Source organism: Nocardia sp. GP40 (assembly GCF_050434125.1).
GTDB lineage: Bacteria > Actinomycetota > Actinomycetes > Mycobacteriales > Mycobacteriaceae > Nocardia > Nocardia albiluteola.
This window is the reverse complement of sequence record NZ_JBNPVW010000023.1, coordinates 40,739-64,461: the sequence shown is the minus strand read 5'-3', so window position 1 is coordinate 64,461 and position 23,723 is coordinate 40,739. Positions and strand designations below refer to the sequence as shown.

Here is a 23,723-nt window from a genome sequence, read left to right as displayed (position 1 = left end):
CGCTACGCTCGCTCATCCCGCCACTCGCACGGTAGTAGTCGTTCCCCAGATAGCAAGGCTGAGAAAGAAATCGAGAACGTTGATCAGCACGATGGACGCGCGCACCGCGCGGCCCACCGCCACACCGACGCCGGCGGGTCCGCCGGTGGCGTTGAACCCGTAATAGCAGTGAATCAGGATGATGACGAATGCGAAGACGAGCACTTTGAGGAATGAATACAGCACATCCTGCGGTGGCAGGAACAGGCTGAAGTAATGGTCGTACGAGCCCGTGGATTGCCCCTCGAACCACACGCTGATCTGGCGCGAGGCGAGGAATGTGCCGAGCAGGCCGACGATGTAGAGCGGGATCACCGCCACGAATCCCGCGATGACGCGGGTGGTCACCAGGAAGGGCACGCCCGGCACCGCCATCACTTCGAGTGCGTCGATCTCCTCGGAGATTCGCATCGCACCCAGCTGCGCGGTGAAACCACATCCGACGGTCGCCGATAACGCAAGCGCCGCGACCAGCGGCGCCAGCTCCCGGGTGTTGATGTATCCGGTCAGGAATCCGGTCAGGACCGAGGATCCCAGGGAGTCCAGGGCCTTGAAGCCCTGCAGGCCCACCACGACGCCAACCGAGGCCGACATCATCACGACCACGCCGATGGTGCCGCCGATGACCGCCAGTGCGCCCGAGCCGAAGGTCACCTCGGCCAGCAGCCGCATGACCTCCTTGCGGTAGTGCACGAGGGTGCGCGGAATCCACGCGATCGCCTTGGAATAGAACAACATCTGATCGCCGGCGCGGTCGACGACGTCGACAGGCCCCCGCACTACTCTGCCGATCCGGCGCAGGTTCTTGGAGGATCGGTGCGCAACAACCATGGTCAAGAGCCCTTAGAGGGAACGATCTGCAGGTACACCAACGTCAGTACGAGATTGACGAAGAAGAGCACCAGGAAGCTGATAACCACGGATTGGTTCACCGCTTCACCTACTCCTTTCGGTCCCCCCTTGGGATTCAAGCCTTTGTATGCCGCGATAACGCCCGCGAGCAGACCGAACAGCAACGCCTTGATCTCACCGATCCACAGGTCGGGCAGCTGGGCCAGCGCCGAGAAGGATGCCAGATAAGCGCCGGGCGTGCCGCCCTGCAGCATCACGTTGAAGAAATAGCCACCGCAGATTCCGACAACGGACACCAGCCCGTTGAGCAACAGGGCCACGAGCATCATGCCGAGCACTCGCGGAACCACCAGGCGCTGAACGGGATCGATGCCCAGCACCTCCATTGCGTCGATTTCCTCGCGAATGGTGCGGGAGCCCAGATCTGCCGCCACGGCCGAACCCGCGGCCCCGGCGATGATGAGCGCGGTGACGACGGGTGCGGCCTGCTGGACGGTCGCCAGGACGCTCGTTGCGCCGGTGAACGACTCGGCGCCGAGCTGCTTGATCAACGAACCGGTCTGCAACGCCACAACGGCGCCGAACGGGATTGCCACCAGGGCGGAGGGCAGGATCGACACACTCGCGATGAACCACGACTGCTCGATGAACTCGCGCCACTGGAACGGACGGACAAAGGTCTTACGCGCGACACTCATCAGAAGCGCAAAGATGTGTCCAGCCTGGGCAAAACCCGACTCGACCGGGGTGCGCAGCCGCGTCAGGGTTTGATTCACGCGCGTATGTTACCCGTTAGTTGTGTTGTGGCGCACGGTGGTGTCGTACGCGTTGTCCGGGTATTGCGGAGGGTTCCCCGAATAGGCAGGCAGCACTTGTGTATCGCCGTTCTCCTCCATGGATTCCTGGATCGCGACCTGGGCCGCGTGCGGCAGCGTGTGCAGGATCTCCATGACCCGCTGGCGCCGCCGCCCCACCGCCTGGCGAACCGGCATACCGGGGGTGGCCTTCATCTGCGGGATGATGCCCTCGATCTCCTCGGTGCCGTTGTCGTAGTGACCCGCCTCGGCCAGGGCCTGCTCGCGGGCCATCTGGGCCTCGTCCTTCTCCTCGGACATGCCGATCGGACCGACCATGCGGCCGTTGAGGAACTGCTTGACCACGGGCTCCTCGGAGGTCAGCAGCACCTCGCGCGGGCCGAACATCACCAGCTGGCGACGGAACAGCATGCCGATGTTGTCGGGCACGCTGCGCGCAAGGTTGATGTTGTGCGTCACGATCAGGATCGTCGCGTCGATCTGGGCGTTGATGTCGATCAACAGCTGCGACAGATACGTCGTGCGAACGGGATCCAGACCCGAGTCGGGCTCGTCGACGAGGATGATCTGCGGGTCCAGCACCAGCGCACGGGCCAGGCCGGCGCGCTTGCGCATACCACCGGAGATCTCGCCGGGGAGTTTGTTTTCCGCGCCGAGCAGACCGGTCAGCTCGAGCTTCTCCATGACGATCTTCTTGATCTCGGATTCGCTCTTCTTGGTGTGCTCGCGCAGCGGGAACGCGGTGTTGTCGAACAGATTCATCGACCCGAACAGCGCGCCGTCCTGGAACAGCACGCCGAACAGCTTGCGAATCTCGTACAACTCCTTGTTGGAGCATGTCGTGATGTCGGTACCGTCGATGAAGATGGACCCGCGCTCGGGACGGAGCAGTCCGATCAGCGACTTCAGGAAGACCGATTTACCGGTACCGGAGGGGCCCAGCAGAGCACTGACTTCCCCTGTGGGCAGAGTCAGGGTGACATCCTGCCAAATTCGCTGAGAGCCGAAGGATTTCGTGACTCCCTCAGTCCGGACTTCGACGCCCACGCCAACCTCCACATTTCTTTGCAACGAGCGTCCCAAACGCCGTGTCACCAACTGGCTGCATCCGATACAGCTCGCGGCTGATACAACGCAGCGCGATGTGACGCGTCGCACTGGGTGCGGTCACTGTATCGCATGGAAACGTGCAATCCCATCCCTAGCTACCGCCGAGTAAGGAGTATCGCGATCCTCTTAAGTCGCACCTGCGGGTTGACCAGCAGAAACACGTTCTAATCTCGCCCCCGACGTGGGAAATCCCATGCCGCGGCGCCACCGCATTCCTCTAAAAGCACGACAGCGGGCGGCTCCCCCAGGGGGAACCGCCCGCTTTTGCGACAGGCCGTGTCGCGTGTGTCGAACCGTCTTACTTGACGGAGACCTTGGCGCCGGCCTCTTCCAGCTTCGCCTTGGCGGCCTCGGCGGCATCCTTGGCGACCTTCTCCAGGATCGGCTTCGGGGCGCTCTCGACGAGGTCCTTGGCCTCCTTCAGGCCCAGGCCGGAGACGATCTCGCGCACGACCTTGATGACCTGGATCTTCTTGTCACCGGCGCCCTCGAGGACGACGTCGAACTCGTCCTGCTCCTCGGCGGCCTCGGCGGGGGCAGCGGCACCGGCAACGGCGGCCACGGCGACCGGCGCAGCGGCGGTGACCTCGAACTTCTCCTCGAACTTCTTGACGAAGTCCGACAGCTCGAGCAGGGTCATGCCGCCGATGGTCTCGAGCAGCTCGTCAACGTTGGCCATGATGGCTTCCTTTCAGTGGGGTCATCCCCGCCGAGGCGGGAAAAGTGTTGGGGGGGTTTGGCTATTCGGCGTCGGCCGGAGCATCGGCCGGGGCGGCCTCGGCCGGGGCACCGGCACGCTGCTTGTCCTCGAGCGCGGCGAACAGGCGCACGACCTGCCCGGCGGGCGCGGCGAACAGGCTCGCGGCCTTGGACAGGTTGCCCTTCATGGCGCCGGCCAGCTTGGACAGCAGCACCTCGCGGGACTCCAGGTCGGCGATCTTCTCGACCTCGGACACGGACAGCGCGGCGCCGTCCATGTAGCCGCCCTTGATGATCAGCGCCTTGTTGTCCTTGGCGAAGGTCTTCAGGGCCTTCGCGGCGTCGACCGGCTCACCGTGGATGAAGGTGATGGCGGTCGGCCCGACGAACAACTCATCCAGGCCTTCGACGCCCGCCTCGGCGGCCGCGCGCTTGACCAGGGTGTTCTTGGCGACGGAGTACGTGGCGTTCTCGCCCAGCGCCCGCCGCAGCTCGGTGATCTTACCGACCGACAGGCCACGGTACTCCGTGACCACGGTGGCGGTAGAGCCCTTGAACTGCTCGGCGATCTCCTCGACCGCCTCGATCTTCCAGGTTTTTGCCATACTTCGCCTCCTCTCTGGATGTCGGTTCTGTAGTGGTGTCGTCGTCCCGGCGGACCGGGACCCAGCTACCGATTTCCGAGCGGGGGCGAAATGCGAAGCGCCCCGGACGCAGAGCGTTCCGGGGCGCACAAGAAACATCGCAAGCCTCGCGGCTCGCGGCTTCCCGACCTCGGCTCTCCCTGCGTGGGCCGCCAGCGAAATTCGCCGAACCTTCGACTGCCTGCAACTCTCACGAGCTGCGAACAGCGACCAACGGTCTTCGGTAGAACGATTGGGGGTGATCGCTGAACTAGCCAACGACCGTCGTCCAGGATAGCCGAAGGTGCCCTCATCTGCCAAAACGGGGTGCATCGCACTCCTCGCCCCGGCGGGCCACCCCCGCGATCGGCGTGAAACACGAAGGGCCGGTACGAAATTCGTACCGGCCCTGCGAGGTCCTACTGCTACGCGTCCTCTTCGGTGAGGTTGCGGGTGCGGTTCGGGTCCACCGGGATGCCCGGGCCGGTGTTCGTCGAAACCGTGACCTTCTTGACGTAGCGGCCCTTCGCGGTGGAGGGCTTCACGCGCAGGATCTCCTCGAGCGCGGCGCCGTAGTTCTCCACCAGCTTGGCGTCGTCGAAGGACGCCTTGCCGATCACGAAGTGCAGGTTGGCCTGCTTGTCGACGCGGAAGTTGATCTTGCCGCCCTTGATCTCGTTGACGGCCTTGGTCACATCGGGGGTGACCGTGCCCGTCTTCGGGTTCGGCATCAGGCCACGCGGGCCCAGCACGCGGGCGATGCGGCCGACCTTGGCCATCTGGTCCGGGGTGGCGATCGCGGCGTCGAAGTCCAGCCAGCCGCCCTGGATGCGCTCGATCAGATCCTCGGCGCCCACGGCGTCCGCACCGGCGGCCTCGGCCTCGGCGGCCTTGTCGCCGACCGCGAACACGATGACGCGGGCGGTCTTACCGGTGCCGTGGGGCAGGTTGACGGTGCCGCGGACCATCTGGTCGGCCTTGCGCGGGTCGACACCCAGGCGCACGGCGACCTCGACGGTGGCGTCGGTCTTCGTGGTGGCGGTCTCCTTGGCCAGCCGCGCGGCGGCCAGCGGAGAGTACAGCTGCGACTGGTCGACCTTGGCGGCCGCCTCGAGATAAGCCTTGCTTCGTTTTGCCATGATTGTCTGTCCTGTTCTGGAGTCAGAAGTGGTAGCGGGACTGGCCGTCCCTCCCACCGAGCCGGGAGGCTCTTAGTCGGCGACGGTGATACCCATCGAGCGAGCGGTGCCCGCGATGATCTTCGCCGCCTGATCGATGTCCTTGGCGTTCAGATCTTCCTGCTTGGTCTTGGCGATCTCCCGGATCTGATCCATGGTGACCTTGGCGACCTTGGTCTTGTGCGGCTCGGCCGAACCCTTCTGCACACCGGCGGCCTTGAGCAGCAGCCGGGCGGCGGGCGGGGTCTTCAGCTTGAAGTCGAACGAGCGATCCTCGTAGACCGTGATCTCGACCGGGATGACGTTGCCGCGCTGCGACTCGGTCGCGGCGTTATACGCCTTGCAGAACTCCATGATGTTGACGCCGTGCTGACCCAGCGCGGGACCAACCGGCGGAGCCGGGTTGGCGGCACCGGCCTGGATCTGGAGCTTGATGAGCCCAGCGACCTTCTTCTTCTTGGGGGGCATCTTTCTTCCTTGGTTAGGTTTCTTACGGATTCCCGTAAGCCTTTTCCGGACCGCGCCCCGGCATTATCGACCGCACGAGAAATACGGTCGGCCGAGGCGCAACCCAGCAAGTGTAGTCGAGCGACGTCGGGGGCCGTAAATCGCCCCCGACCGCCCTAAATCTTCGCGACCTGAGTGAACGCGAGCTCGACCGGGGTCTCACGGCCGAAGATCGAGACCAGCACCTTGAGCTTCTGCTGCTCGGCGTTGACCTCGGAGATGCTGGCCGGCAGCGTGGCGAACGGGCCGTCCATCACGGTCACCGACTCGCCGACCTCGAAGTCGACCTCGATGGTCGGCTTGATCAGAGTTTCGGTGGCGGTCTCCGCGGCGGCGCCGGCGACGGCTGCTGCGGGCTTCTTCTGCTGCTGGTCGGCGGGGACCAGGAACTTCACCACGTCGTCGATGGACAGCGGCGAGGGTCGCGAGGTGGCGCCGACGAATCCGGTGACACCCGGGGTGTTGCGCACCGCGCCCCACGACTCGTCGTTCAGATCCATGCGGACCAGGATGTAGCCCGGCAGCACCTTGCGCTGCACGTTCTTGCGCTGGCCGTTCTTGATCTCGGTGACCTGCTCGGTCGGGACCTCGACCTGGAAGATGTAGTCCTCGAGTCCGAGGTTCTGCACGCGGGTCTCGAGGTTGGCCTTCACCTTGTTCTCGTAACCGGCGTACGAGTGGATGACGTACCAGTCGCCTGGCGCGCGGCGCAGCGCCGACTTCATCGCGGCGACCGGATCGATCTCCTCGTCGTCGGACGCGGCGGGTGCCTCCTGCGGCGCGGGCTCCGCGATCGGCGCCGCATCCTCGGACTCCTCGACGTCGGCCGCGGCGAACTCCTCCGCCACGTCCTCGACCGGGAATTCCTCGGTTGTGCCGTTCTCCGGGGTGCTCACTGGGGCACTCGCTTCCTGTGTCGTCACTAACTTCCTCTGCGTGGTCGGCGGTTACCGCCCGGCGCCGAGGCGTCAGCTAGCCGAACAGCCAGCTGACACCCTTGATGAACGCCAGATCCAACCCTGCGATGAACGCGACCGTGAAGATCACGAACACCAAGACCACAGTCGTATAGGTGACCATCTGCTTGCGGTTGGGCCAAATGACCTTGCGCAGCTCCTGGATGACCTCTTTCAGGAACTTCACCAGGCGCTTGAGCGGATTGCCCTTACCCTTCGCGGCGTTCTTCTTGCCGGACTTCCGCGATGCCACGGCATCACGGGAACGATCCCGCTCGATCGTGGCGACCGAGCCGTTCTCGTGATCCGACGATGCGGTACGAGCCCGCCGAGACGACCGCTTGCCGCTCGGACGACTCACCGCGGCGGTGTCATCGTCATCGGACACGTCGATCCTCTCTACGCTTCGTCGCTGGCATGCTTGCACTTTCGAGCGACCTGCAAGCGGTCGCTACGGGTGCAGGGGCGACAGGACTTGAACCTGCAACCTGCGGTTTTGGAGACCGCTGCTCTGCCAATTGAGCTACGCCCCTTCGGCTGGATCTGTACTTTCCAGCACCGTGCTATTCAGTTGTACCCGGGTGACCACACAACACGCGCGCCGCCCCTGCGGTTTGCCAGCTCCGGCGAAAGTCGCCCGGAACCAGCCCCTTTCAGAGCAGCGCGCAGCGGCTGGTGACCCCAGAGTCCCGAGTGTACGGTACGCCCCCGCGCACCGCCAATCCGGCCCCTGGGCAGCACCTACGCCAGCTGAACGGTTGCGGTGGCCCGCCCGAAGATCTTCTTGCCCTCGAACCGCGCGGTGATCGCGACGACGGCGGTGCGGGTCTCGGGGTCGACCGACTTGACCTTGCCGGTGTACTCGACCTCGGCCGGCTTGTCCGGGGACACGTAGACCGGGCTGGTGAACCGGACGTTGTACTCCTTGATCGCGCCCGGATCGCCCAGCCACGAGGTCACGAAGCCGCCGCCCAGGCCCATGGTGAGCATGCCGTGCGCGACGACGTTGTCCAGATCGGCGAGCTTGACCATCTCGTCGCTCCAGTGGATCGGGTTCGCGTCGCCGGACACACCGGCGTAGTTCACCAGATCGCCGCGCGTGAGGCGCACGAGACGGGCCGGCAGCTCGGCGCCCAGCACGACGTCCTCGAAGCGCAGCGCGCGCCTGCTCGGCGCGATCCTGGGGACGGTGGCGACCGGCATGGGCGGCTCGGAGCCTGGCGGCGTGGTGCGCGGATGGGTTCCGGGCGCCTCCTCGCCGATGCCGTGCATCAGGACGTTGCGCACGGCCTTGTCGATGTTCGGGTCGATATCTCCGCCGCTGCGCCCGACCAGGGTGGTGTAGGTGGTCAGGACCAGCTCGTCGCGCGAGGTGACGATGTTCTTGGTGACGATGATGTCGCCGCCGAAGGCCTGCCGGAATGAGTGCAGGTACACATCGCAGATCAGCTGATCGCCGACCCGGATCGGGCGGTGGAATTCCAGGATCTGGTCGGTCTGCATGATCTGACTCAGGTCGTAACCCGTGACGACCTGCTCGAACAGCTTGCGCTGGGCCAGAATTCCGACCAGGGAGATGAAGGTCACCGGGGCCAGCAGCCCGTCGTAGCCGAATTCGGCCGCGACATCCTCGTCCCAGTGCGCCGGGTGGTAGTCCTGCACGGCGCGCGCGTACTCGCGCACCTTCTCGCGGCCGACCTCGTAGTAGTCGTCGACGCGGTAGTGGTGCCCGACCATAGCCAGCGCATGGGCGGCCGGATCGGAACCCTGCGCCGGTGCAACGGTTTCGATTTCGGAGATTGTCACGAAAGCTGTCCCTATCTGACCCCGCTACCGGGATCGGCCGGAGCGCTGACTGCCGGGTGAGACGCCAAATGCCGGAGCGGGTTAAACCCTGCTCCGGCAGTGAAGGCTGATTCTGACAGCGACGTACTCGGGGACCCGGCGGTAACGCAAGCTTCCCTCCCGGTCCGTCAGTGACGTCGCGCGCGGCAGCAGCACGCGTGGAGTACTAGCGAGATTCGCGGTGGGCCCGGTGGGTGCCGCAGTTCGGGCAGAACTTCTTCAGCTCCAGGCGATCCGGGTCGTTACGCCGGTTCTTCTTGGTGATGTAGTTACGGTGCTTGCACTGCTCGCAGGCCAAGGTGATCTTTGGCCGGACATCAGTGGACTTCGCGGCCACGATATGCCTTCTTTCGGGTCAACCTGACGGAGGTTTCGGTCTTTGTAGCGATGGCCGGACTTGAACCGGCGACACAACGATTATGAGTCGTTTGCTCTACCGACTGAGCTACACCGCCATAGGGTCGGCTTGCGATGGTGCCGGGGCCCTATGAGATGCCGTCGGCCACCACCGGCAATCCGGCGAGCCCCCTAACGGAATCGAACCGTTGACCTTTTCCTTACCATGGAAACGCTCTGCCGACTGAGCTAAGGGGGCATGACTACATGCGCTCCTGATTGCGATCGCTCGCACCCGGGGCGCCGAAGCCTTGAACGAGGTTACACACTACACCCCGATCTCACCAAACCGTGAGGTCAAGCCCGGTTTCCTCGATCGCAATCGCTGACCGCAAACAGAGGTCCGTCACCGAGACCACAGGGGATGCAAATGGAAGAACCCCGCGGACCGATTACCGCGGGGTTCGCCGATGTGAGGGTGCACACCTCAGATGGGGGGGTCCGGGGGCGAAGCCCCTCCGGCGTGGGGGTGTGGGGGCCGTGCCCCCACAAAATCGCTCCCGAACCCTGTGCGCGCTGTCGGCGCACAGGGTTCCCCTGAGGGAGTGAGGTGGCGGATGAAGGATTCGAACCTCCGAAGCTTGCGCGGCTGATTTACAGTCAGCTCCCTTTGGCCGCTCGGGCAATCCGCCAAACACGCTTGATCAGCGCGCAGAGCAGAATACAACGAGGGGACCCCTTGAATGCAAACCGGCAGGTGACAGGGGTAGCGTCGGACCTCCGGCGGCAGCGAAGAAGGCGGTAGCGCCGCACCCGCAGACGCCAGTAGCGTCGAGGCGAACCCCAGCGAGACAGGAGCACAGTGTGGCCGATTCCTCATTCGATGTCGTCAGCAAGGTTGATCACCAGGAGGTCGACAATGCCCTCAACCAGGCAGCCAAGGAGCTGACGACCCGCTACGACTTCCGCGGCACCGGCGCGAGCATCGAATGGTCGGGCGAGGAGAAGATCGTGCTGTCCGCCGAGTCCGAAGACCGGGTCAAGGCCGCGTTGGATGTGTTCAAGGAGAAGCTCATCCGCCGCGACATCTCCCTGAAGGCCTTCGACGCGGGCGACCCGCAGGCCTCGGGCAAGGTGTACAAGATCACAGGTTCACTGGTGCAGGGCATCTCCACCGAGAACGCGAAGAAGATCTCCAAGAAGATCCGCGACGAGGGCCCCAAGGGCGTCAAGGCCCAGATCCAGGGCGAGGAACTGCGCGTGAGCAGCAAGAAGCGCGACGACCTGCAAGCAGTAATCGCACTGCTCAAGAACAGTGACCTCGACATTGCCCTGCAGTTCGTGAACTACCGCTGAGAGATACCCAGGCGACAACTGATTTCCTGTGCACATGGGTAACTTGCCGGGGACGGGCCCACCTGAAGCGGGCCCTCATCCGCCGGCCCGACGAGCAAGTCTCCGGGCAAGCAGCGGCACGCTGAAGTTCCGGGGAGGCGGGGGAGCACGCTGAAGTCGCGGGGAGGCGGGCTGTGAACTACCGCTAGCGCCGCGGGCCGCCCGCCATGGCCTCCAGGCGGGCGATGCGGTCCGCCATCGGCGGGTGGGTGGAGAACCAGCGGGCCATGCGGTCACCGGCCCGGAACGGGTTGGCGATCATCAGGTGCGACTGCGCGGTCAGCTGCGGCTCCGGTGGCAGCGGGGCCGCGGCCACGCCGCGCTCGAGCTTGCGCAGCGCCGAGGCCAGGGCCAGCGGGTCGCCGGTGAGCGCGGCGCCGTCCTGGTCGGCCTGGTACTCCCGCGAGCGCGAGACGGCCAGCTTGATCAGCGAGGCCGCGATCGGACCGAGCAGCGAAACCAGCAGCACGCCAATGATATTCGGGCCCTCGTCGCGATCGCTGCCGCCGCCGAACATGCCCGCGAAGAAGGCCAGATTGGCCAGGCCGGAGATCACCGCGGCCAGCGCTCCGGCCACCGAGGAGATCAGGATGTCGCGGTTGTACACGTGCGACAGCTCGTGCCCCAGCACCGCGCGCAGCTCGCGCTCGTCCAGGATCTGCAGGATGCCGCTGGTGCAGCAGACCGCGGCGTGGCGCGGGTTGCGGCCGGTGGCGAAGGCGTTCGGCGCCGCGGTCGGGCTGATGTAGAGCCGGGGCATCGGCTGGCGCGCGGCAGTGGCCAGCTCACGCACGATCCGGTAGATCACCGGCGCCTCGAGCTCGGACACCGGCTGGGCGTGCATGGCCTTCAAGGCGAGCCGATCGCTGCTGAAATAGGCGTAGGCGTTCATGCCGACGGCCAGCACGATAGCGACGACCAGGATCGCCGGGTTGCGGAACAGCGCGCCGATCAGCACGATCAGCGCCGACATGCCGACCATGAGCCCGAAGGTCTTCAGGCCGTTCGCGTACCCACCGTGCATCTGTCCCCGACCGCCTCTCCACGCCCCGTTCGACTATTACACCAGGTCAACGTAGGAAGCAGCGGAAAAGGTTCCGCTGTTCCGCCTCTCCGGGACTTCAGCGTGCCGCTGCTTGCCCGGAGACTTGCTCGTCGGGCCGGCGGATGAGGGCCCGCTTCAGGTGGGCCCGTCCCCGGCAAGTTACCCATGTGCACAGGAAATCAGTTGTCACGGTGGCATCGCGCAGGAGAGTGCAGCGAGATTCGAGTCGGCGGCGAACCTATCCGACGCGTTCGATGGTGTATCGCACCAGGCGCTCGAGGGCCTCGTTCGCTGGGCCGGGCGGCAGGGCCGAGAGTTCGGCGTGCGCGATGTCCGCATAGCCCTGCAGCTTCTCCTTGGCCAGCACCATGCCGCGCGAGCGCGAGAGCAGATCCAGGGCCTCGGTGACCTCGTCGTCGGACTCGAGTGGATGCGCCAGGAGCTTGCGCAGGCGGTCGCCCTCGGCGCCCTCGTCGCGCAGCGCGTACAGCACCGGCAGGGTGTGCACGCCCTCGCGCAGATCGGTGCCCGGGGTCTTGCCGGACTGCTCGGACGCCGAGGAGATATCGATGATGTCGTCGGAGATCTGGAAGGCCGTGCCGACCGCGTCGCCGAGGCGAGCCAGCCGCTCCACGTGGTCGCGATCGCCGCCGGAGAACGTGCCGCCGAACCGGCCCGAGGCCGCGATCAGCGATCCGGTCTTCTCCCACACCACCCGCAGGTAGTGCTCGACGGGATCCTGGGATTGCTTGGCGCCCAGCGTCTCTCGCATCTGCCCGGTGACGAGCTCGGCGAAGGTCTCGGCAATGATCCGCACCGCGTCCGGGCCCAGGGTGGACACCAGCCGGGAGGCGTGCGCGAACAGGTAGTCGCCGGACAGAATGGCGACGCTGTTGCCCCAGCGCGAGTTCACGCTCACCGCGCCGCGGCGCATCGGCGCCTCGTCCATCACGTCGTCGTGGTACAGCGTGGCGAGGTGGACGAGCTCGATGACGGTGCCCGCGGTGATCAGATCGGGATCGGCCGGGCGCGGGCCCAACTGCCCGGTGAGGATGGTGAACAGCGGCCGGAACCGCTTACCGCCGGCGCGCGCGAGGTGCAGCGCCGCCTCCTGAAGAAATTCCTCCCCGTCGGACAGTTCGGCGATCAGTAGCTTCTCGACCTCGGCCAGGCCGTTGCGCACGGTCGAAGCGAGCTCGGGTTCACCGAGGTCGACCCCGGCAACCACCGTGCTCTCGTCCCTAGCCGTCATCATCTCTCCCACTGCCGCGTCTGTCCCCACACCCCAAGAACCTAGCCTGTCGGGTCTCCGGCTCCCATGAACACCGTCACAACATCGCCATTGTGGGACGAATCAGACACTCGAGCACGTGTCGGAGCAGGTCGGCGCAGCACCCGTCCGCACCCCGGGGCGCCGCACCCGAGCAGCCCCGAACCCGCGGCGCGATCGTGGCCACGGCCGCCGAATCGACCGTCTCGCAAGGGCGGCGGGGCCGCGGCCCGGCCCCGCCGCACCGCGGCCCGAGAGGTCGCCGCGCCGGCGGCCCGGCGACGCGCCGAACCACATCGGGACCGAGCGCCGCGATGGGCGGCCGTGCCCGCCGCGTCGACACCGTCCGAACGGGACTGCCAGTATTGAGCGCATGGGTTCACCCGACGCCTCACCGCTCCCGCCCGAGCACGCCGGCGACGTTCGCGAGGCGCCGAGCGATGCCGCCGCGTCCCCGGACGCACCCGGGCGCGGCGCCCGGCGCCCCCCGGCACATGCGGACGTGCTGATCGTGGGCGCGGGCCCCGCGGGTTCGGCGGCTGCCGCGTGGGCAGCCAAGTCCGGGCGCGATGTGCTGCTCACCGATGCCGCGGTCTTCCCGCGCGACAAGACCTGCGGCGACGGGCTGACCCCGCGCGCCACCGCGGAGATGGAGCATCTCGGCCTGGGCGAGTGGCTGCGAGCGCACACGGTCAATCGCGGGCTGCGGATGGCCGGGTTCGGCCGCGAAGCGCTGCTGCCGTGGCCGGGCGGGTCGTTCCCGGCGTACGGAAGCGCGGTGCCGCGCATGGAACTCGATGACAAGCTGCGCGAGACGGCCGTGAAGTGGGGCGCGCGGATGGCCGAGGGAACGCGCGTGGTGGACGTGGCCCGCGACGGAGACCGGGTCACCGGGGTGAGCGTGAAGACCGGCGACGGTGTGCACGAGATCACCTGCCGCACACTGATCGTCGCCGACGGCGTGCGCTCGCCGGTCGGAAAGCTACTGGGCCGCACCTGGCATCGGCGTTACGCGTACGGCGTCGCCGCCCGGGCTTACATGACCTCGGCGCGCAGCGACGACGAATGGATCACCTCGCATCTGGAGCTGCGCGATGCCGAGGGCACGCTGGTGCCCGGGTACGGCTGGGTGTTCCCGCTCGGCAATGGCGAGGTGAACATCGGCGTCGGCTCCCTGGCCACCGAGGCGCGGCCCTCGCACATCTCACTGAAACCGCTGCTGCAACATTACATTTCGCAGCGAAGCGCGGAATGGCAGTTCCAGGGTTCGGCCCGCGCGGTGGCCTCGGCGCTGCTGCCGATGGGCGGCGCGGTCTCGAATGTGGCCGGGCGCAACTGGGCGCTGGTGGGCGACGCCGCGGGCTGCGTGAACCCGCTCAACGGCGAGGGCATCGACTACGGCCTCGAGGGCGGGCATCTGCTCGCCGCACTGCTCGACGAGCCGGATCTGACGACGCTGTGGCCGGATCTGCTGCGGGCCCGCTACGGCCGCACCTTCTCCGTCGCCCGCCGGATCGCCGGTATGGCCACCCACCCGCGCATGGTGCCGACCGGCGGGCCGCCGATGATGCGCTCGAAGCTGTTGCAGCACACCGCCGTTCGCGTTATGGGGAATCTGGTCACCGAGGAGGACGAGGATCTCACCGCCCGCCTGTGGCGCGCGGCGGGCAGGACCTCGATGCGATTCGACGAACTCGTGCCGTTCAGCTGATGAACGCGCCCCGCCGAGCCCCCGACAGTCGATGTAGCACCGTCACGGCCGCGCGCAGACCGGCCGGAGCAGCCGGGCCGGGCCGCATCGCACGGTCGTCGCCGATGCGCCCCGGGCGATGCGCCGACCACGGGACCGAGCCGGGCACTCACTCGGGCCAACGCCGAACGCAGGCCAGGCACCCTGGTGAGTAAACGCACCGGAGGAGGGTCGCGGCGCGAGCGGACGCAGGTTCCCGAGAACCTGCTTCCGCACCTGAGGCGGGCCAAGGACCTGGCCGATCGTCATTACTCCGAGCCCCTCGACCTGGACGGGCTCGCAGCGGAAGCAGGGGTGTCGAAGTATCACTTCCTGCGGTGCTTCGCGGCGACCTACGGCAAGACACCGGCGCTGTACCTGGCCGAGCGCCGCATCGAGCGGGCGCAGGACCTGCTGCGGGCGACCAACGTCACGGTCACCGAGGCGTGCATGCTGGTCGGGTACACGAGCCTGGGGTCGTTCAGCCGCAAGTTCACCGAGCTGGTCGGCATGTCGCCGTCGGCGTATCAGGCGAAGTTCGTTGCCGAGGGGGCGCCGCACATCCCCGGCTGCTACGTGTTCATGCACGGACTGTCCGATCGCCTCTGATTTCCCGCAATTTCGGAGAAGCGCGTCCGGACCTCGGTCTCATAGCCTTGTCACATGACGACAATCACAAACATCTCCCTGGTCACCGTGTTCGTGACCGATCAGACCGAGTCCAAGAACTGGTACGTCGAGAAGCTGGGCTTCGTCGAGACGGCCGATGTCACCATGGGCGAGAACGGATTCCGCTGGGTGACGGTCGCCCATCCGGACCACATGGAGCTGAATATCACCCTCATGGTGCCCGGGCCGCCGCTCGACGAGACACTGGCCGAGGCGATTCGCCGCTCGCTGGCCAATGGCACGCACGGGGCGCTGGGGCTGCAGACCGACGACTGCCGCAAGAGCTACGAGGAGCTCACCGCCAAGGGCGTGGAATTCGTGCAGCCACCGTCGGATCGGCCCTACGGGGTGGAGGCGATCATGCGGGACAATTCCGGGAACTGGCTGGTCCTGGTCCAGCAGAAGCCGTACGAGGGGGGCGATTTCGGTCCGGGCGCGCAATAGCGCCCCGCGGCACGGCGGCGAGACCTTGCGCGCGAGCCGCGAATTCGGCTCACGCGCAAGGCATTCGTCGGATTCGGGCTAGGCCTCGGCCTTGGCGGCCAGCCACTTCTCGATGAACTTGCGCTCGCTCTCGACCACCCGATGCTGCAGTTGCTCGGCTATCGTTTCGATGGCCCCGCCCACCAGCGGCACCTTGACCGAGACGGTGCCGGCCACCTCGATCTGCGAACCCTCCGCGGTCGAACGCATTTCGTAGGTGCCCGACATGGCGCTGGTGATGCCCTGGGAGGACCCGGTGAATTCACCCCGGGCCACGTCACCCTCGAGCGGGCCCCAGTCGTCGGTGCGCTCGAGCACCAGATCGTTCTTGAGGACCTTGCGCACGAGCGCGGGAATCTTTTCCGGCCTTGCCTTTTCGCTCATGTGAATGCGGATGGTGCCGGGACCGGCGGGATGGGTCAGGTCCAGGGTGGCGGTCTGCGCGCCGGAGAAGCGCGACTGCCACAGCTCGTCGTTGGTGAACGCCCGGTGGAGCTCCTCGACCGGGACACTGTAAGACACGGTGAAGCTGAATTTTCGGGACATGGACGCAACGCTATCGGACCGATGCAATAGCCTGAAGCGATGTCGGAAGCCAGCCAGTCTGACCACCGGCGTTCGATCCGCCTGCGGCGGACCCGGATCGGTGTCCTCGTCACCGCGACGGCGCTGAGTGTGCTGGCGGTGCTGCTGGTGCTGGCGGCCTGGCGCGACGATATGACGATCAATTCGGATATGGGTGCGACCAGCGCCGAGGTGCTCTCGGCCGGGCGGCTGCGCTCCGCAGTGACCTTCGTCACCCCCGACGGCGTGACGCACAACCCTCGCCTCGGCATCCTGTATCCGACCAGGCTGACGGTGGGCGAGCACATCAACGTCGAGTATCAGCGCGCCGATCCGGATCTGGTACGGGTGGCCGGGCGCGATGCGCGGGTCGCGATCGTCCCGGCGCTGTCGGTGATCGTGGTGGTGTGGGCGGTCGCGCTGCCGATCCTGTGGTTGCTACGCCGCATGCGCCTGCGCGGGCCGCGCACGGCGGACAAGACCCCGCAATCGGCCTGAGTTCACCCACCGAGCCGGTGGGGAGCAGCAGCGAACGGAAATGTTCGCTCGAACTTCGTATCCATGTCATGTGTGCGTGACGGCCTCGCGCCGCGCGTTGATCACACTCGAAGTGTGCGCGTAGCGATCGTCTCGGAGTCGTTTCTCCCGAATATGAACGGCGTCGTGAACTCCGTGCTGCAGGTGCTGGGGCATCTGGACCGGCACGGTCACGACGCGCTGATCATTGCCCCCGACACCCCGCGCGGTCAGCCGTCGGCCCCCCGCATCCATGGCCGCTTTCCGGTGCTGCGGGTGCCGGCGGTGATGGTGCCCAAGATCAGCTCACTGCCGGTCGGGCTGCCGCAGCCGGGCATCACCGCCGCGATCGAGCGATTCGATGCCGACGTCGTCCACCTGGCCTCGCCGTTCCTGCTGGGGGCGGGCGGCATGGCCGCGGCGCTGCGGCTGGATCTGCCCGCGGTGGCGGTGTACCAGACCGATGTCGCCGGCTTCGCACAGAGCTACGGCCTGGGTCCCGCGCGGCGCGCGGCATGGGCCTGGACCCGCAAGATTCACGAGCGCGCGGCGCGCACCCTGGCACCCTCCTCGGCGGCCGTGGAAGATCTTGCGCGGCACGGGATTCCCCGGGTGCACCGGTGGGCGCGCGGGGTGGATCTGGCCCGCTTCGACCCCGCGGCGCGAGATGCGGAGCTGCACGCGGACTGGTCGGCGGAGCGCAAGCTGGTGGTCGGCTTCGTCGGCCGGTTGGCGCCGGAGAAGCACGTGGAGCGGCTCGCGGTGCTGGATGCCGACCCGGATGTGCAGCTGGTCATCGTGGGTGACGGTCCGCAGCGCGACGCGCTGGCCCGGCTGATGCCCTCGGCCGTCTTCACCGGCGAACTGGGCGGCCAGGACCTGGCCCGGGCGTATGCCAGCCTCGATGTGATGGTGCACGCCGGGGAGCACGAGACGTTCTGTCAGGGTGTGCAGGAGGCCCTGGCCAGCGGGGTGCCGGTGATCGGCCCCGCCGCGGGCGGTCCGCGCGATCTGATCTCGCACTGCCGCAACGGATATCTGCTGCCGGTGGATCGCTTCAGCGAACTGCTGCCCAGTGCCGTTGCCTCCCTGCAGGATCCGGCGCATCGGTCCAAATTCGCCGCCGCCGCACGCAAATCGGTCCAGCACCGGACCTGGCCCGCCATCTGCACCGAGCTGATGGGGCACTACGCGGACGTCATCGGGAGCTCGGGGCAGATCTCCCGCACCGCCTGAGGTGATGCCGTCGCCGTGCGGTCCGCCCGGGTAATAGTCGCCTGACCAAGGCTTTTCCGTGTACCGGCAGTCGCCGACAATCTCGCGGGCGGGCTGTCGGTGAACTGTCGGTGAGCTGTCAGCGGCGCCCGACAAAGTCATTGCCATACCGGATGCACGAGGAACCGGAAACCCCCGGACCGTGCAGGAACTTGGAAGGCAAAGACCATGTCGAACACCGCCCACACCGACGCCGCACTCTCCGACTTCGTCGCCCGCACCGCCACCGAATACAACATTCCCGGCGTATCGGTCGGCATCTGGGCCGACGGCCGGGAGATCTTCGCCGCGCACGGCGTGACCAGCATCGAGAACCCGCTGCCGGTCACCGAGAACACGCTGTTCTGCCTGGGCTCGATCGCCAAGACGTTCACCTCGACCACCGTGATGCACCTGGTCGCGCAGGGCAAGATCGACCTGGACGCGCCGGTGCGCCGCTACGTGCCCGAGCTGGTGCTTGCCGATGCGCAGGCCGCCGCGACGATGACGGTGAAGAACCTGCTCAACCACACCTCCGGGCTGGGTGTCCGGCTGGTCGTGGAGACCGGCGACGGCGACGACGCGCTAGCCGGATTCGTGGCCCGGATGCCGGAGCTGGAGCAGATCGCGCCGGTCGGCGAGCGCGCCTCCTACAGCCAGGCCGCGTACAACCTGCTCGGCCGGGTCGTGGAGAAGGTAACCGGGCTGACCTTCGAGGAGGCCGTGCGCACCCTCGCGCTGGAGCCCGCCGGCCTGCGGCAGACCTTCTACTCGCTCGATCACGTCATCAGCCGGCGCTTCGCCGTGGGGCACAACCCGGGTGAGCAGGAGGGCGAGCTGGTCGTGGCCCGGCAGTGGAAGGACACCCGCGGCAACAACCCGGGCGGCGACATCGCCTCCACCGCCACCGATCTCCTGCGCTGGGGGCGTATGCATCTGCGCAACGGGCGCAACGACGACGGCGTGCAGGCACTGCCCGCGAAAGAGCTGGAGCTGATGAAGCAGCAGACCGTCGAGCTCGTCGGCAGCTCACTCGGCGACGGATTCGGCCTGTGCTGGTTCCTGCGCGACATCCCCGCCACCGACGGCGGCGGCCCGGTCCGCACCGTCGCACACGGCGGCTCGACCAACGGCCAGTTCGCGGACCTGCTGCTGGTGCCCGAGCGCAACTTCGCGATCGCCGTGATGTCCAACGGCCCGGACAGCATCGCCTGCGACCAGGCCATCATCCGCTGGGCGCTCGAGCACTACCTGGGCGTGATCGACCGCGATCCCGAGCCGCTGCCCTACGACGCGGAATCCGATCAGCAGTACGTCGGGCATTACGAGGTCGACGTGATGGACCTGGACATCACCGTCGGCGAGTCCGGCCTGCTGCTGAAGGTCACGCTCAAGCCCGAGATCCGCGCCGCGTCGGAGAAGGAGATCCCGGCGGACTACCCGGCCTTCGAGTTCGGCCTGCTGCCGGGCGAGGGCGAGAACTACATCATCACCAGCGGGGCATTCGTCGGCCAGCGCGGCTTCTTCAGCCGCGCCGAGTCGGGCGCGATCAAGGGCGTCGACCTCGCGGGCCGCATCTTCACCCGGATCGCCGATTGATTCACCCCCACAATTTAATTCGCACACTGCACCGGCTGTCCGAGATCTCGGACAGCCGGTGCATTGCATTGGGTCGACCGCTTGTTATCCCGTGTGACGGACAGCGAATAACGAGGGGTGACCGGTCGATTCAGCCAGACCGCGCAGGGCCTCGGCCCGTGGCAGATCGCTCACGACAGAACGCGGCCCGGCGGGGCGAAAGATCGGCGGCCGCGCGAGGATGCGTGGGACACCGAATTATGCGGGCTGGCCCGCTATTTCGGCCAGTCGGCGCAAGGCCTCGGCTCGGGGAAGATCTCGCCCGCGACCGTAGGCGGCAAGGTAGTCCGCGTCGCCGAGTTGTCCTCTCAGTGTGGCGATCAGGGTGCGCAGGATCGGCTCACCGTCGTCGAAGCGGCCGCGGATTACCTCGCTCATGCCGAGGGCGGCGGCCGCACCCTCCGGATCCACTTCCAGCGCATGCAATTCGGCTATGTGCTCGGCGGTTTCCGCTAGTGTCGCGGCGTGGCCCTGGGCGAAGGCGCCGCGGGCCGCGAGCGGCAGGAGTTCGCGGGCACCGGGAGCGTCGCGCTGCGCCAGGCGGATCGTCATGCGGGCCGCGGCAATCAGGTCCATGCCGATCGGCTCGGGGTAGGGCAGCCGCCGGACCTGCGTCGTCAGCAGGTCGAGGGCCTCCTCGGCCCCGGGGAAATCGCCTCGGCGGCGGTGTAATTCGGTCAGGCTCAGCAGCACGCCCGCCCCCAACCGGGGCATTCCGCGCTCGGCCGCCTGCCCCCGGATGTCCTCGATATCGGCTGCAGCGCGGTCGTTCTCGCCAGCGCGCATCCGCTCGTGCACGACCGCGGTGCGGGCCTCGGTGATGTCGTCCTCGGTGCCGAGTTCGGCCGCCACGCGCGCCGCGCGCTCGAATACCGCTGTGGCGTTGGCATGGTCGCCCTCGAGCGAGTGGTCCACGCCGATCGCGAGCAGGGCCATGCGCAGGCCCCAGCGATCGCCCACGATCCCGAACTCGCGCAATGCCTCCTGCCGCGCGTGCGCGCCGACCGGCTGTTCGCCGTCCTCGGTGAGCGCGAAATCCTGCATCAGATATACGCTGGCCCGCGCCCAGGGATCGGGCAGGCTCAGGGCGCGCTCGACCTGGGCCTGCGCCAGATCGGAATTGCCGGTGCGAAACGCCAGCAGCAGTACCCACACCGGCACGACGGGATGGAATTCCTGAGCTCGCCCGGACAGGCAGTCCTCCAGCAGCGTCCGGGCCGAATCGGATTCGACGACGGGGCTGCCGGCCATCAGCCGGACCACACGCAGCGCGTTGCGGTCGCCCTCGGGCAGTGCGTCGCCCGCCGCCAGAGCGGCATCGACGAAGGTCTCGAACTGGCCGCTCATACCGCGAATTCCCCAGTACCAGAACATCGCGCCGACGAACCGGGACAGCAGTGCCGGATCCTGTGCGACCGACTGCGCCCGCAGGGCGGCAACCATGTTCTCGTGCTCGGCGTCGAATACCGCTATGGCGCCGAGCTGTTCGCCGGCGCGCAGCTTCGGCTCGTAGCGTTGTGCCACCGAAAGGTAGTGTGCGGCAAATCGATCCGACAGCTCGTCGCCGGACCGTTCGAGCCGGTCGGCCGCATAGGCACGGATCGTCTCCAGCATCCCGTACCGGGGCGACTCGCCGCCGGTGGACCGCACGAGGGACTTCTCGACCAGGGTGCCGGCGAGATCGAGGATATCGTCGGCGGGCAGCGAGTCGTCGGCGCAGATCGCCTCCAGCGCCTCGAGATTCGCCCCGCCCGGAAAGGCCGAGAGGCGGCGGGCCAGCGTGGCCTCGGGCTCGGTGAGCAGGTCCCAGCTCCATTCGACCAGCGCCTCGAGCGTGCGCTGCCGCGGCAGCGCGGTGCGGCTACCGGACGTGAGCAGCCGGAATCGATCGCCGAGCCGCTGGGCGATCTGCTCGACACTCATCCCCCGCAGCCGCGCCGCGGCGAGCTCGAGGGCCAGCGGTATGCCGTCGAGCTGGCGGCAGATCTCTGCGACGGGAGCCAGGGTGCGCGCATCCAGGACGAAGTCCGGGCGTACGGCCGCGGCCCGGTCGAGGAACAGCCGCACCGCAGGGTTCTGCGCCGCCTGCGCGAGATCCGCGGTGTCCGCCGGCACCTCGAGCGGACCCAGGTGGCACAGCACCTCGCCGCCGATGGCCAACGGCTCGCGGCTGGTCGCGAGGATCCGCAACAGCGGCAGCCGGTCGAGCAGTTCCTCGGCCAGCTCGGCGACCGGCTGGATCAGGTGTTCGCAGTTGTCCAGCAACAGAATTGCCGCCCCGACGTCCAAGAGCCCGGCCAGCCGGTCGATCGGGTCGGCCGCGCCCGCCGGTGCGCCGGACAGGCTGTGCAGCGCGCCCGCGACGGCGTCGGTCAGCTGCTCGGGCGCGCTCACCCCGGCGAGCGGCACGAACCAGACCCGGTCGTGGCCGGATCGGGAGATCGCCTCCAGGGACAGGCGCGTCTTCCCGGCACCGCCGGGCCCTACGATCGTCACCAGCCGCGAGTCCGCCAGCTGCGTTGCCAGACGGCGCAATTCGTCCGATCGGCCGACGAAGCTGGTCCGCTGCGCCGGGAGCCTGCGGGCGGGCGGCTCGACGCGGGCCCGCGGGCGCTCGAATTCGCCGCGCAGCAGCGCCATATGGGTCTCGCGCAGCTCGGCCGAGGGATCGATGCCCAGCTCGTCGCCGAGCCGGGCGCGGATCGCCTCGTAGGCCTCCAGGGCGTCGGCCTGACGCCCGGCCGCGGCCAGCGCACGCATCCGCAGGGCCGCCAGGCGCTCGCTCAACGGCTGCTCGGCCGCGGCCGCCTCGAGATCCGGCAGCACCTCGTCGTGGTGGCCCAGGCGCAGTTCGGCATCGAAGCGGTCCGCGGCCGCCGCCGCGCGCAGCTCGTCCAGCCGGGTGGCGGCGTCGCGCGCGAACGGCGCCTCGCGCACATCTGCCAGCGCCGGGCCCTGCCACAACCGCAGTGCGGCATCGAGATTCGCCGCCGCGGCGGCATGGTCATCCGCGGCCAGCTCGCGGCGGCCCCGGCGGACCAGGTCCTCGAAGCGCTCGGCATCGAGCTCGACGGCGCCGCCCGTGTCTTCGGGGCCCGCCCCGAGCCGGTATCCCCCGCCGACCCGTTCGACGGCCCCCACCGCACCCAGCGCCCGCCGCAGTCGCGAGACGAGCGCCTGCAGCGCGCCGGGAGCCTCCGCGGGTGGATCCTCGCCCCACAGACCGTCGATCAGCGAATCCACCGAGACCGCGCGCCGATGTTCCAGCGCGAGCCGCGCCAGCAGCATCCGCAGCCGCACGCCTCCGATATCCACGACCGTCCCGTCCTCGGAACGGACCCGCACCGGCCCCAGCACACTCACCTGCACCAGAGGAATCCTCCCGGACCCGGCACCCGCGCGCCACCGGCCCCTCCCACCCGGCGCTACCCGGCACCGGGTGCGCGCTAATGTGCAGGCGTGGCGAAGACAGAGTCGTTTCGGGCCTCGTTGGACAAGCAGCCGCAGGAGGTCGCGTCGATGTTCGACGGGGTCGCTAAGCGGTACGACCTGACCAACACCGTGATCTCCGGCGGGCAGGACAGGTACTGGCGGTGGGCCACCCGCAAGGCGCTGGCGCTGCGGCCGGGCGAGCGGGTGCTCGATCTGGCGGCCGGGACGGGGGTGTCGACCCTGGAGTTCGCCAAGTCCGGCGCCTGGTGCGTGGCCGCGGACTTCTCCCGCGGCATGCTGAGCGAGGGGCGGTTCCGCCGGGTGCCGATGGTCGCCGCGGACGGCATGGCGCTGCCCTTCGCCGACGACTCCTTCGACGCGGTGACCATTTCCTATGGGCTGCGCAACATTTCCGATCCCGATCTGGCGCTGCGGGAGCTGTATCGGGTGACCAAGCCGGGCGGGCGGCTGGTGGTGGCGGAGTTCTCCACGCCGGTCTTCGGGCCGTTCCGCACCCTGTACATGGAGTACCTGATGCGGGCGCTGCCGCGGGTGGCGCGCGCGGTCAGCAGCAATCCGGACGCCTACGTCTATCTGGCCGAGTCCGTCCGCGCCTGGCCCAACCAGCCGCAGCTGGCGCTGCGGGTCGCGGACGCGGGCTGGTCCGCGGTGAAGTGGCGGAATCTGACCGGCGGCGTCGTCGCGCTACACCGGGGCTACAAGCTCGACTAGCACGCTCGCGCGCGGACTTCGAGCACTGTTTGCGCT

Annotated in this window: 23 protein-coding genes and 4 tRNA genes; 8 read left to right on the top strand and 19 right to left on the bottom strand. The window is 67.7% G+C overall.

The window, feature by feature from the left end:
* Nucleotides 1–12: 12 nt before the first annotated feature.
* The 15 genes from ABH933_RS42240 to ABH933_RS42170 form a co-directional block, all read right to left on the bottom strand.
* Nucleotides 13–870, bottom strand: a complete 858-nt coding sequence (locus ABH933_RS42240) for an MlaE family ABC transporter permease (RefSeq protein ID WP_429428232.1) — start codon at nucleotides 868–870, stop codon at nucleotides 13–15.
* 2 nt (nucleotides 871–872) lie between these two features.
* Nucleotides 873–1,589 carry an MlaE family ABC transporter permease gene (locus tag ABH933_RS42235; protein WP_245400498.1) on the bottom strand — a complete coding sequence of 239 codons (717 nt, stop codon included), beginning with the start codon at nucleotides 1,587–1,589 and terminating at the stop codon, nucleotides 873–875.
* A gap of 87 nt (nucleotides 1,590–1,676) precedes the next feature.
* Nucleotides 1,677–2,753 (bottom strand): ABC transporter ATP-binding protein, encoded by a 1,077-nt coding sequence (locus ABH933_RS42230; protein ID WP_429428230.1) that lies wholly within the window; start codon nucleotides 2,751–2,753, stop codon nucleotides 1,677–1,679.
* Between the two features lie 361 nt (nucleotides 2,754–3,114).
* Complete coding sequence (gene rplL / locus ABH933_RS42225; protein ID WP_215915676.1) at nucleotides 3,115–3,495, bottom strand: 50S ribosomal protein L7/L12; 381 nt, start codon at nucleotides 3,493–3,495, stop codon at nucleotides 3,115–3,117.
* A gap of 61 nt (nucleotides 3,496–3,556) precedes the next feature.
* Nucleotides 3,557–4,120 (bottom strand): 50S ribosomal protein L10, encoded by a 564-nt coding sequence (gene rplJ / locus ABH933_RS42220; protein WP_429428228.1) that lies wholly within the window; start codon nucleotides 4,118–4,120, stop codon nucleotides 3,557–3,559.
* Between the two features lie 443 nt (nucleotides 4,121–4,563).
* Nucleotides 4,564–5,277: a 50S ribosomal protein L1 gene (gene rplA, locus ABH933_RS42215; protein ID WP_429428226.1), complete on the bottom strand. Its 714-nt coding sequence runs from the start codon at nucleotides 5,275–5,277 to the stop codon at nucleotides 4,564–4,566.
* Nucleotides 5,278–5,349: 72 nt separating this feature from the next.
* Nucleotides 5,350–5,784, bottom strand: a complete 435-nt coding sequence (gene rplK, locus ABH933_RS42210; RefSeq protein WP_429428224.1) for a 50S ribosomal protein L11 — start codon at nucleotides 5,782–5,784, stop codon at nucleotides 5,350–5,352.
* 155 nt (nucleotides 5,785–5,939) lie between these two features.
* Nucleotides 5,940–6,719, bottom strand: a complete 780-nt coding sequence (nusG, locus tag ABH933_RS42205) for a transcription termination/antitermination protein NusG (protein WP_429428313.1) — start codon at nucleotides 6,717–6,719, stop codon at nucleotides 5,940–5,942.
* Between the two features lie 76 nt (nucleotides 6,720–6,795).
* Nucleotides 6,796–7,167 carry a preprotein translocase subunit SecE gene (gene secE, locus ABH933_RS42200; RefSeq protein WP_429428222.1) on the bottom strand — a complete coding sequence of 124 codons (372 nt, stop codon included), beginning with the start codon at nucleotides 7,165–7,167 and terminating at the stop codon, nucleotides 6,796–6,798.
* Between the two features lie 72 nt (nucleotides 7,168–7,239).
* A tRNA-Trp gene (locus ABH933_RS42195) sits at nucleotides 7,240–7,312 on the bottom strand.
* A gap of 208 nt (nucleotides 7,313–7,520) precedes the next feature.
* Nucleotides 7,521–8,516, bottom strand: a complete 996-nt coding sequence (locus tag ABH933_RS42190) for a fused (3R)-hydroxyacyl-ACP dehydratase subunits HadA/HadB (protein WP_429428310.1) — start codon at nucleotides 8,514–8,516, stop codon at nucleotides 7,521–7,523.
* Between the two features lie 274 nt (nucleotides 8,517–8,790).
* Nucleotides 8,791–8,961, bottom strand: a complete 171-nt coding sequence (gene rpmG, locus ABH933_RS42185; RefSeq protein WP_011211653.1) for a 50S ribosomal protein L33 — start codon at nucleotides 8,959–8,961, stop codon at nucleotides 8,791–8,793.
* 45 nt (nucleotides 8,962–9,006) lie between these two features.
* A tRNA-Met gene (locus ABH933_RS42180) sits at nucleotides 9,007–9,079 on the bottom strand.
* A 67-nt stretch (nucleotides 9,080–9,146) separates the two neighbouring features.
* Nucleotides 9,147–9,219 (bottom strand) — tRNA-Thr (locus ABH933_RS42175).
* A 352-nt stretch (nucleotides 9,220–9,571) separates the two neighbouring features.
* A tRNA-Tyr gene (locus ABH933_RS42170) sits at nucleotides 9,572–9,652 on the bottom strand.
* A 172-nt stretch (nucleotides 9,653–9,824) separates the two neighbouring features.
* Between ABH933_RS42170 and ABH933_RS42165 the strand changes: the two genes are divergently transcribed.
* Nucleotides 9,825–10,316, top strand: coding sequence for a YajQ family cyclic di-GMP-binding protein (locus tag ABH933_RS42165; RefSeq protein WP_429428219.1), 492 nt, complete (start codon nucleotides 9,825–9,827; stop codon nucleotides 10,314–10,316).
* A 184-nt stretch (nucleotides 10,317–10,500) separates the two neighbouring features.
* On the opposite strand, the gene htpX is transcribed toward ABH933_RS42165, so the two are convergent.
* Entirely contained in the window at nucleotides 10,501–11,379 is an 879-nt protein-coding gene (gene htpX / locus ABH933_RS42160; protein ID WP_429428217.1) for a zinc metalloprotease HtpX, read from the bottom strand.
* 259 nt (nucleotides 11,380–11,638) lie between these two features.
* Nucleotides 11,639–12,655, bottom strand: a complete 1,017-nt coding sequence (locus tag ABH933_RS42155; protein ID WP_429428215.1) for a polyprenyl synthetase family protein — start codon at nucleotides 12,653–12,655, stop codon at nucleotides 11,639–11,641.
* Nucleotides 12,656–13,043: 388 nt separating this feature from the next.
* Between ABH933_RS42155 and ABH933_RS42150 the strand changes: the two genes are divergently transcribed.
* The 3 genes from ABH933_RS42150 (at nucleotide 13,044) to ABH933_RS42140 (ending at nucleotide 15,512) form a co-directional block, all read left to right on the top strand.
* Nucleotides 13,044–14,381 (top strand): geranylgeranyl reductase family protein, encoded by a 1,338-nt coding sequence (locus ABH933_RS42150; protein WP_429428213.1) that lies wholly within the window; start codon nucleotides 13,044–13,046, stop codon nucleotides 14,379–14,381.
* A gap of 186 nt (nucleotides 14,382–14,567) precedes the next feature.
* Entirely contained in the window at nucleotides 14,568–15,008 is a 441-nt protein-coding gene (locus tag ABH933_RS42145) for a helix-turn-helix transcriptional regulator (protein WP_429428211.1), read from the top strand.
* Between the two features lie 54 nt (nucleotides 15,009–15,062).
* Complete coding sequence (locus ABH933_RS42140; protein WP_215915665.1) at nucleotides 15,063–15,512, top strand: VOC family protein; 450 nt, start codon at nucleotides 15,063–15,065, stop codon at nucleotides 15,510–15,512.
* Nucleotides 15,513–15,590: 78 nt separating this feature from the next.
* On the opposite strand, the gene ABH933_RS42135 is transcribed toward ABH933_RS42140, so the two are convergent.
* Nucleotides 15,591–16,097, bottom strand: a complete 507-nt coding sequence (locus ABH933_RS42135; RefSeq protein WP_429428207.1) for a DUF2505 domain-containing protein — start codon at nucleotides 16,095–16,097, stop codon at nucleotides 15,591–15,593.
* 39 nt (nucleotides 16,098–16,136) lie between these two features.
* On the opposite strand from ABH933_RS42135, the gene ABH933_RS42130 reads away from it, so the two are divergent.
* From ABH933_RS42130 to ABH933_RS42120, 3 genes are all read left to right on the top strand, one after another.
* The gene (locus ABH933_RS42130; protein WP_429428205.1) at nucleotides 16,137–16,613 is read left to right on the top strand and encodes a DUF3592 domain-containing protein; all 477 of its coding nucleotides are present in this window, start codon (nucleotides 16,137–16,139) and stop codon (nucleotides 16,611–16,613) included.
* Between the two features lie 114 nt (nucleotides 16,614–16,727).
* Nucleotides 16,728–17,867, top strand: a complete 1,140-nt coding sequence (locus ABH933_RS42125) for a glycosyltransferase family 4 protein (protein ID WP_429428203.1) — start codon at nucleotides 16,728–16,730, stop codon at nucleotides 17,865–17,867.
* 207 nt (nucleotides 17,868–18,074) lie between these two features.
* Entirely contained in the window at nucleotides 18,075–19,484 is a 1,410-nt protein-coding gene (locus tag ABH933_RS42120) for a serine hydrolase domain-containing protein (protein ID WP_429428201.1), read from the top strand.
* Nucleotides 19,485–19,721: 237 nt separating this feature from the next.
* Here the strand turns inward: ABH933_RS42120 and ABH933_RS42115 are convergent, their stop codons facing one another.
* Nucleotides 19,722–22,892, bottom strand: a complete 3,171-nt coding sequence (locus tag ABH933_RS42115) for a BTAD domain-containing putative transcriptional regulator (protein WP_429428199.1) — start codon at nucleotides 22,890–22,892, stop codon at nucleotides 19,722–19,724.
* A gap of 90 nt (nucleotides 22,893–22,982) precedes the next feature.
* Between ABH933_RS42115 and ABH933_RS42110 the strand changes: the two genes are divergently transcribed.
* A complete protein-coding gene (locus tag ABH933_RS42110; protein WP_429428198.1) occupies nucleotides 22,983–23,687 on the top strand; it encodes a demethylmenaquinone methyltransferase in 705 nt (234 codons plus the stop codon).
* The last annotated feature ends 36 nt before the right edge of the window (nucleotides 23,688–23,723 follow it).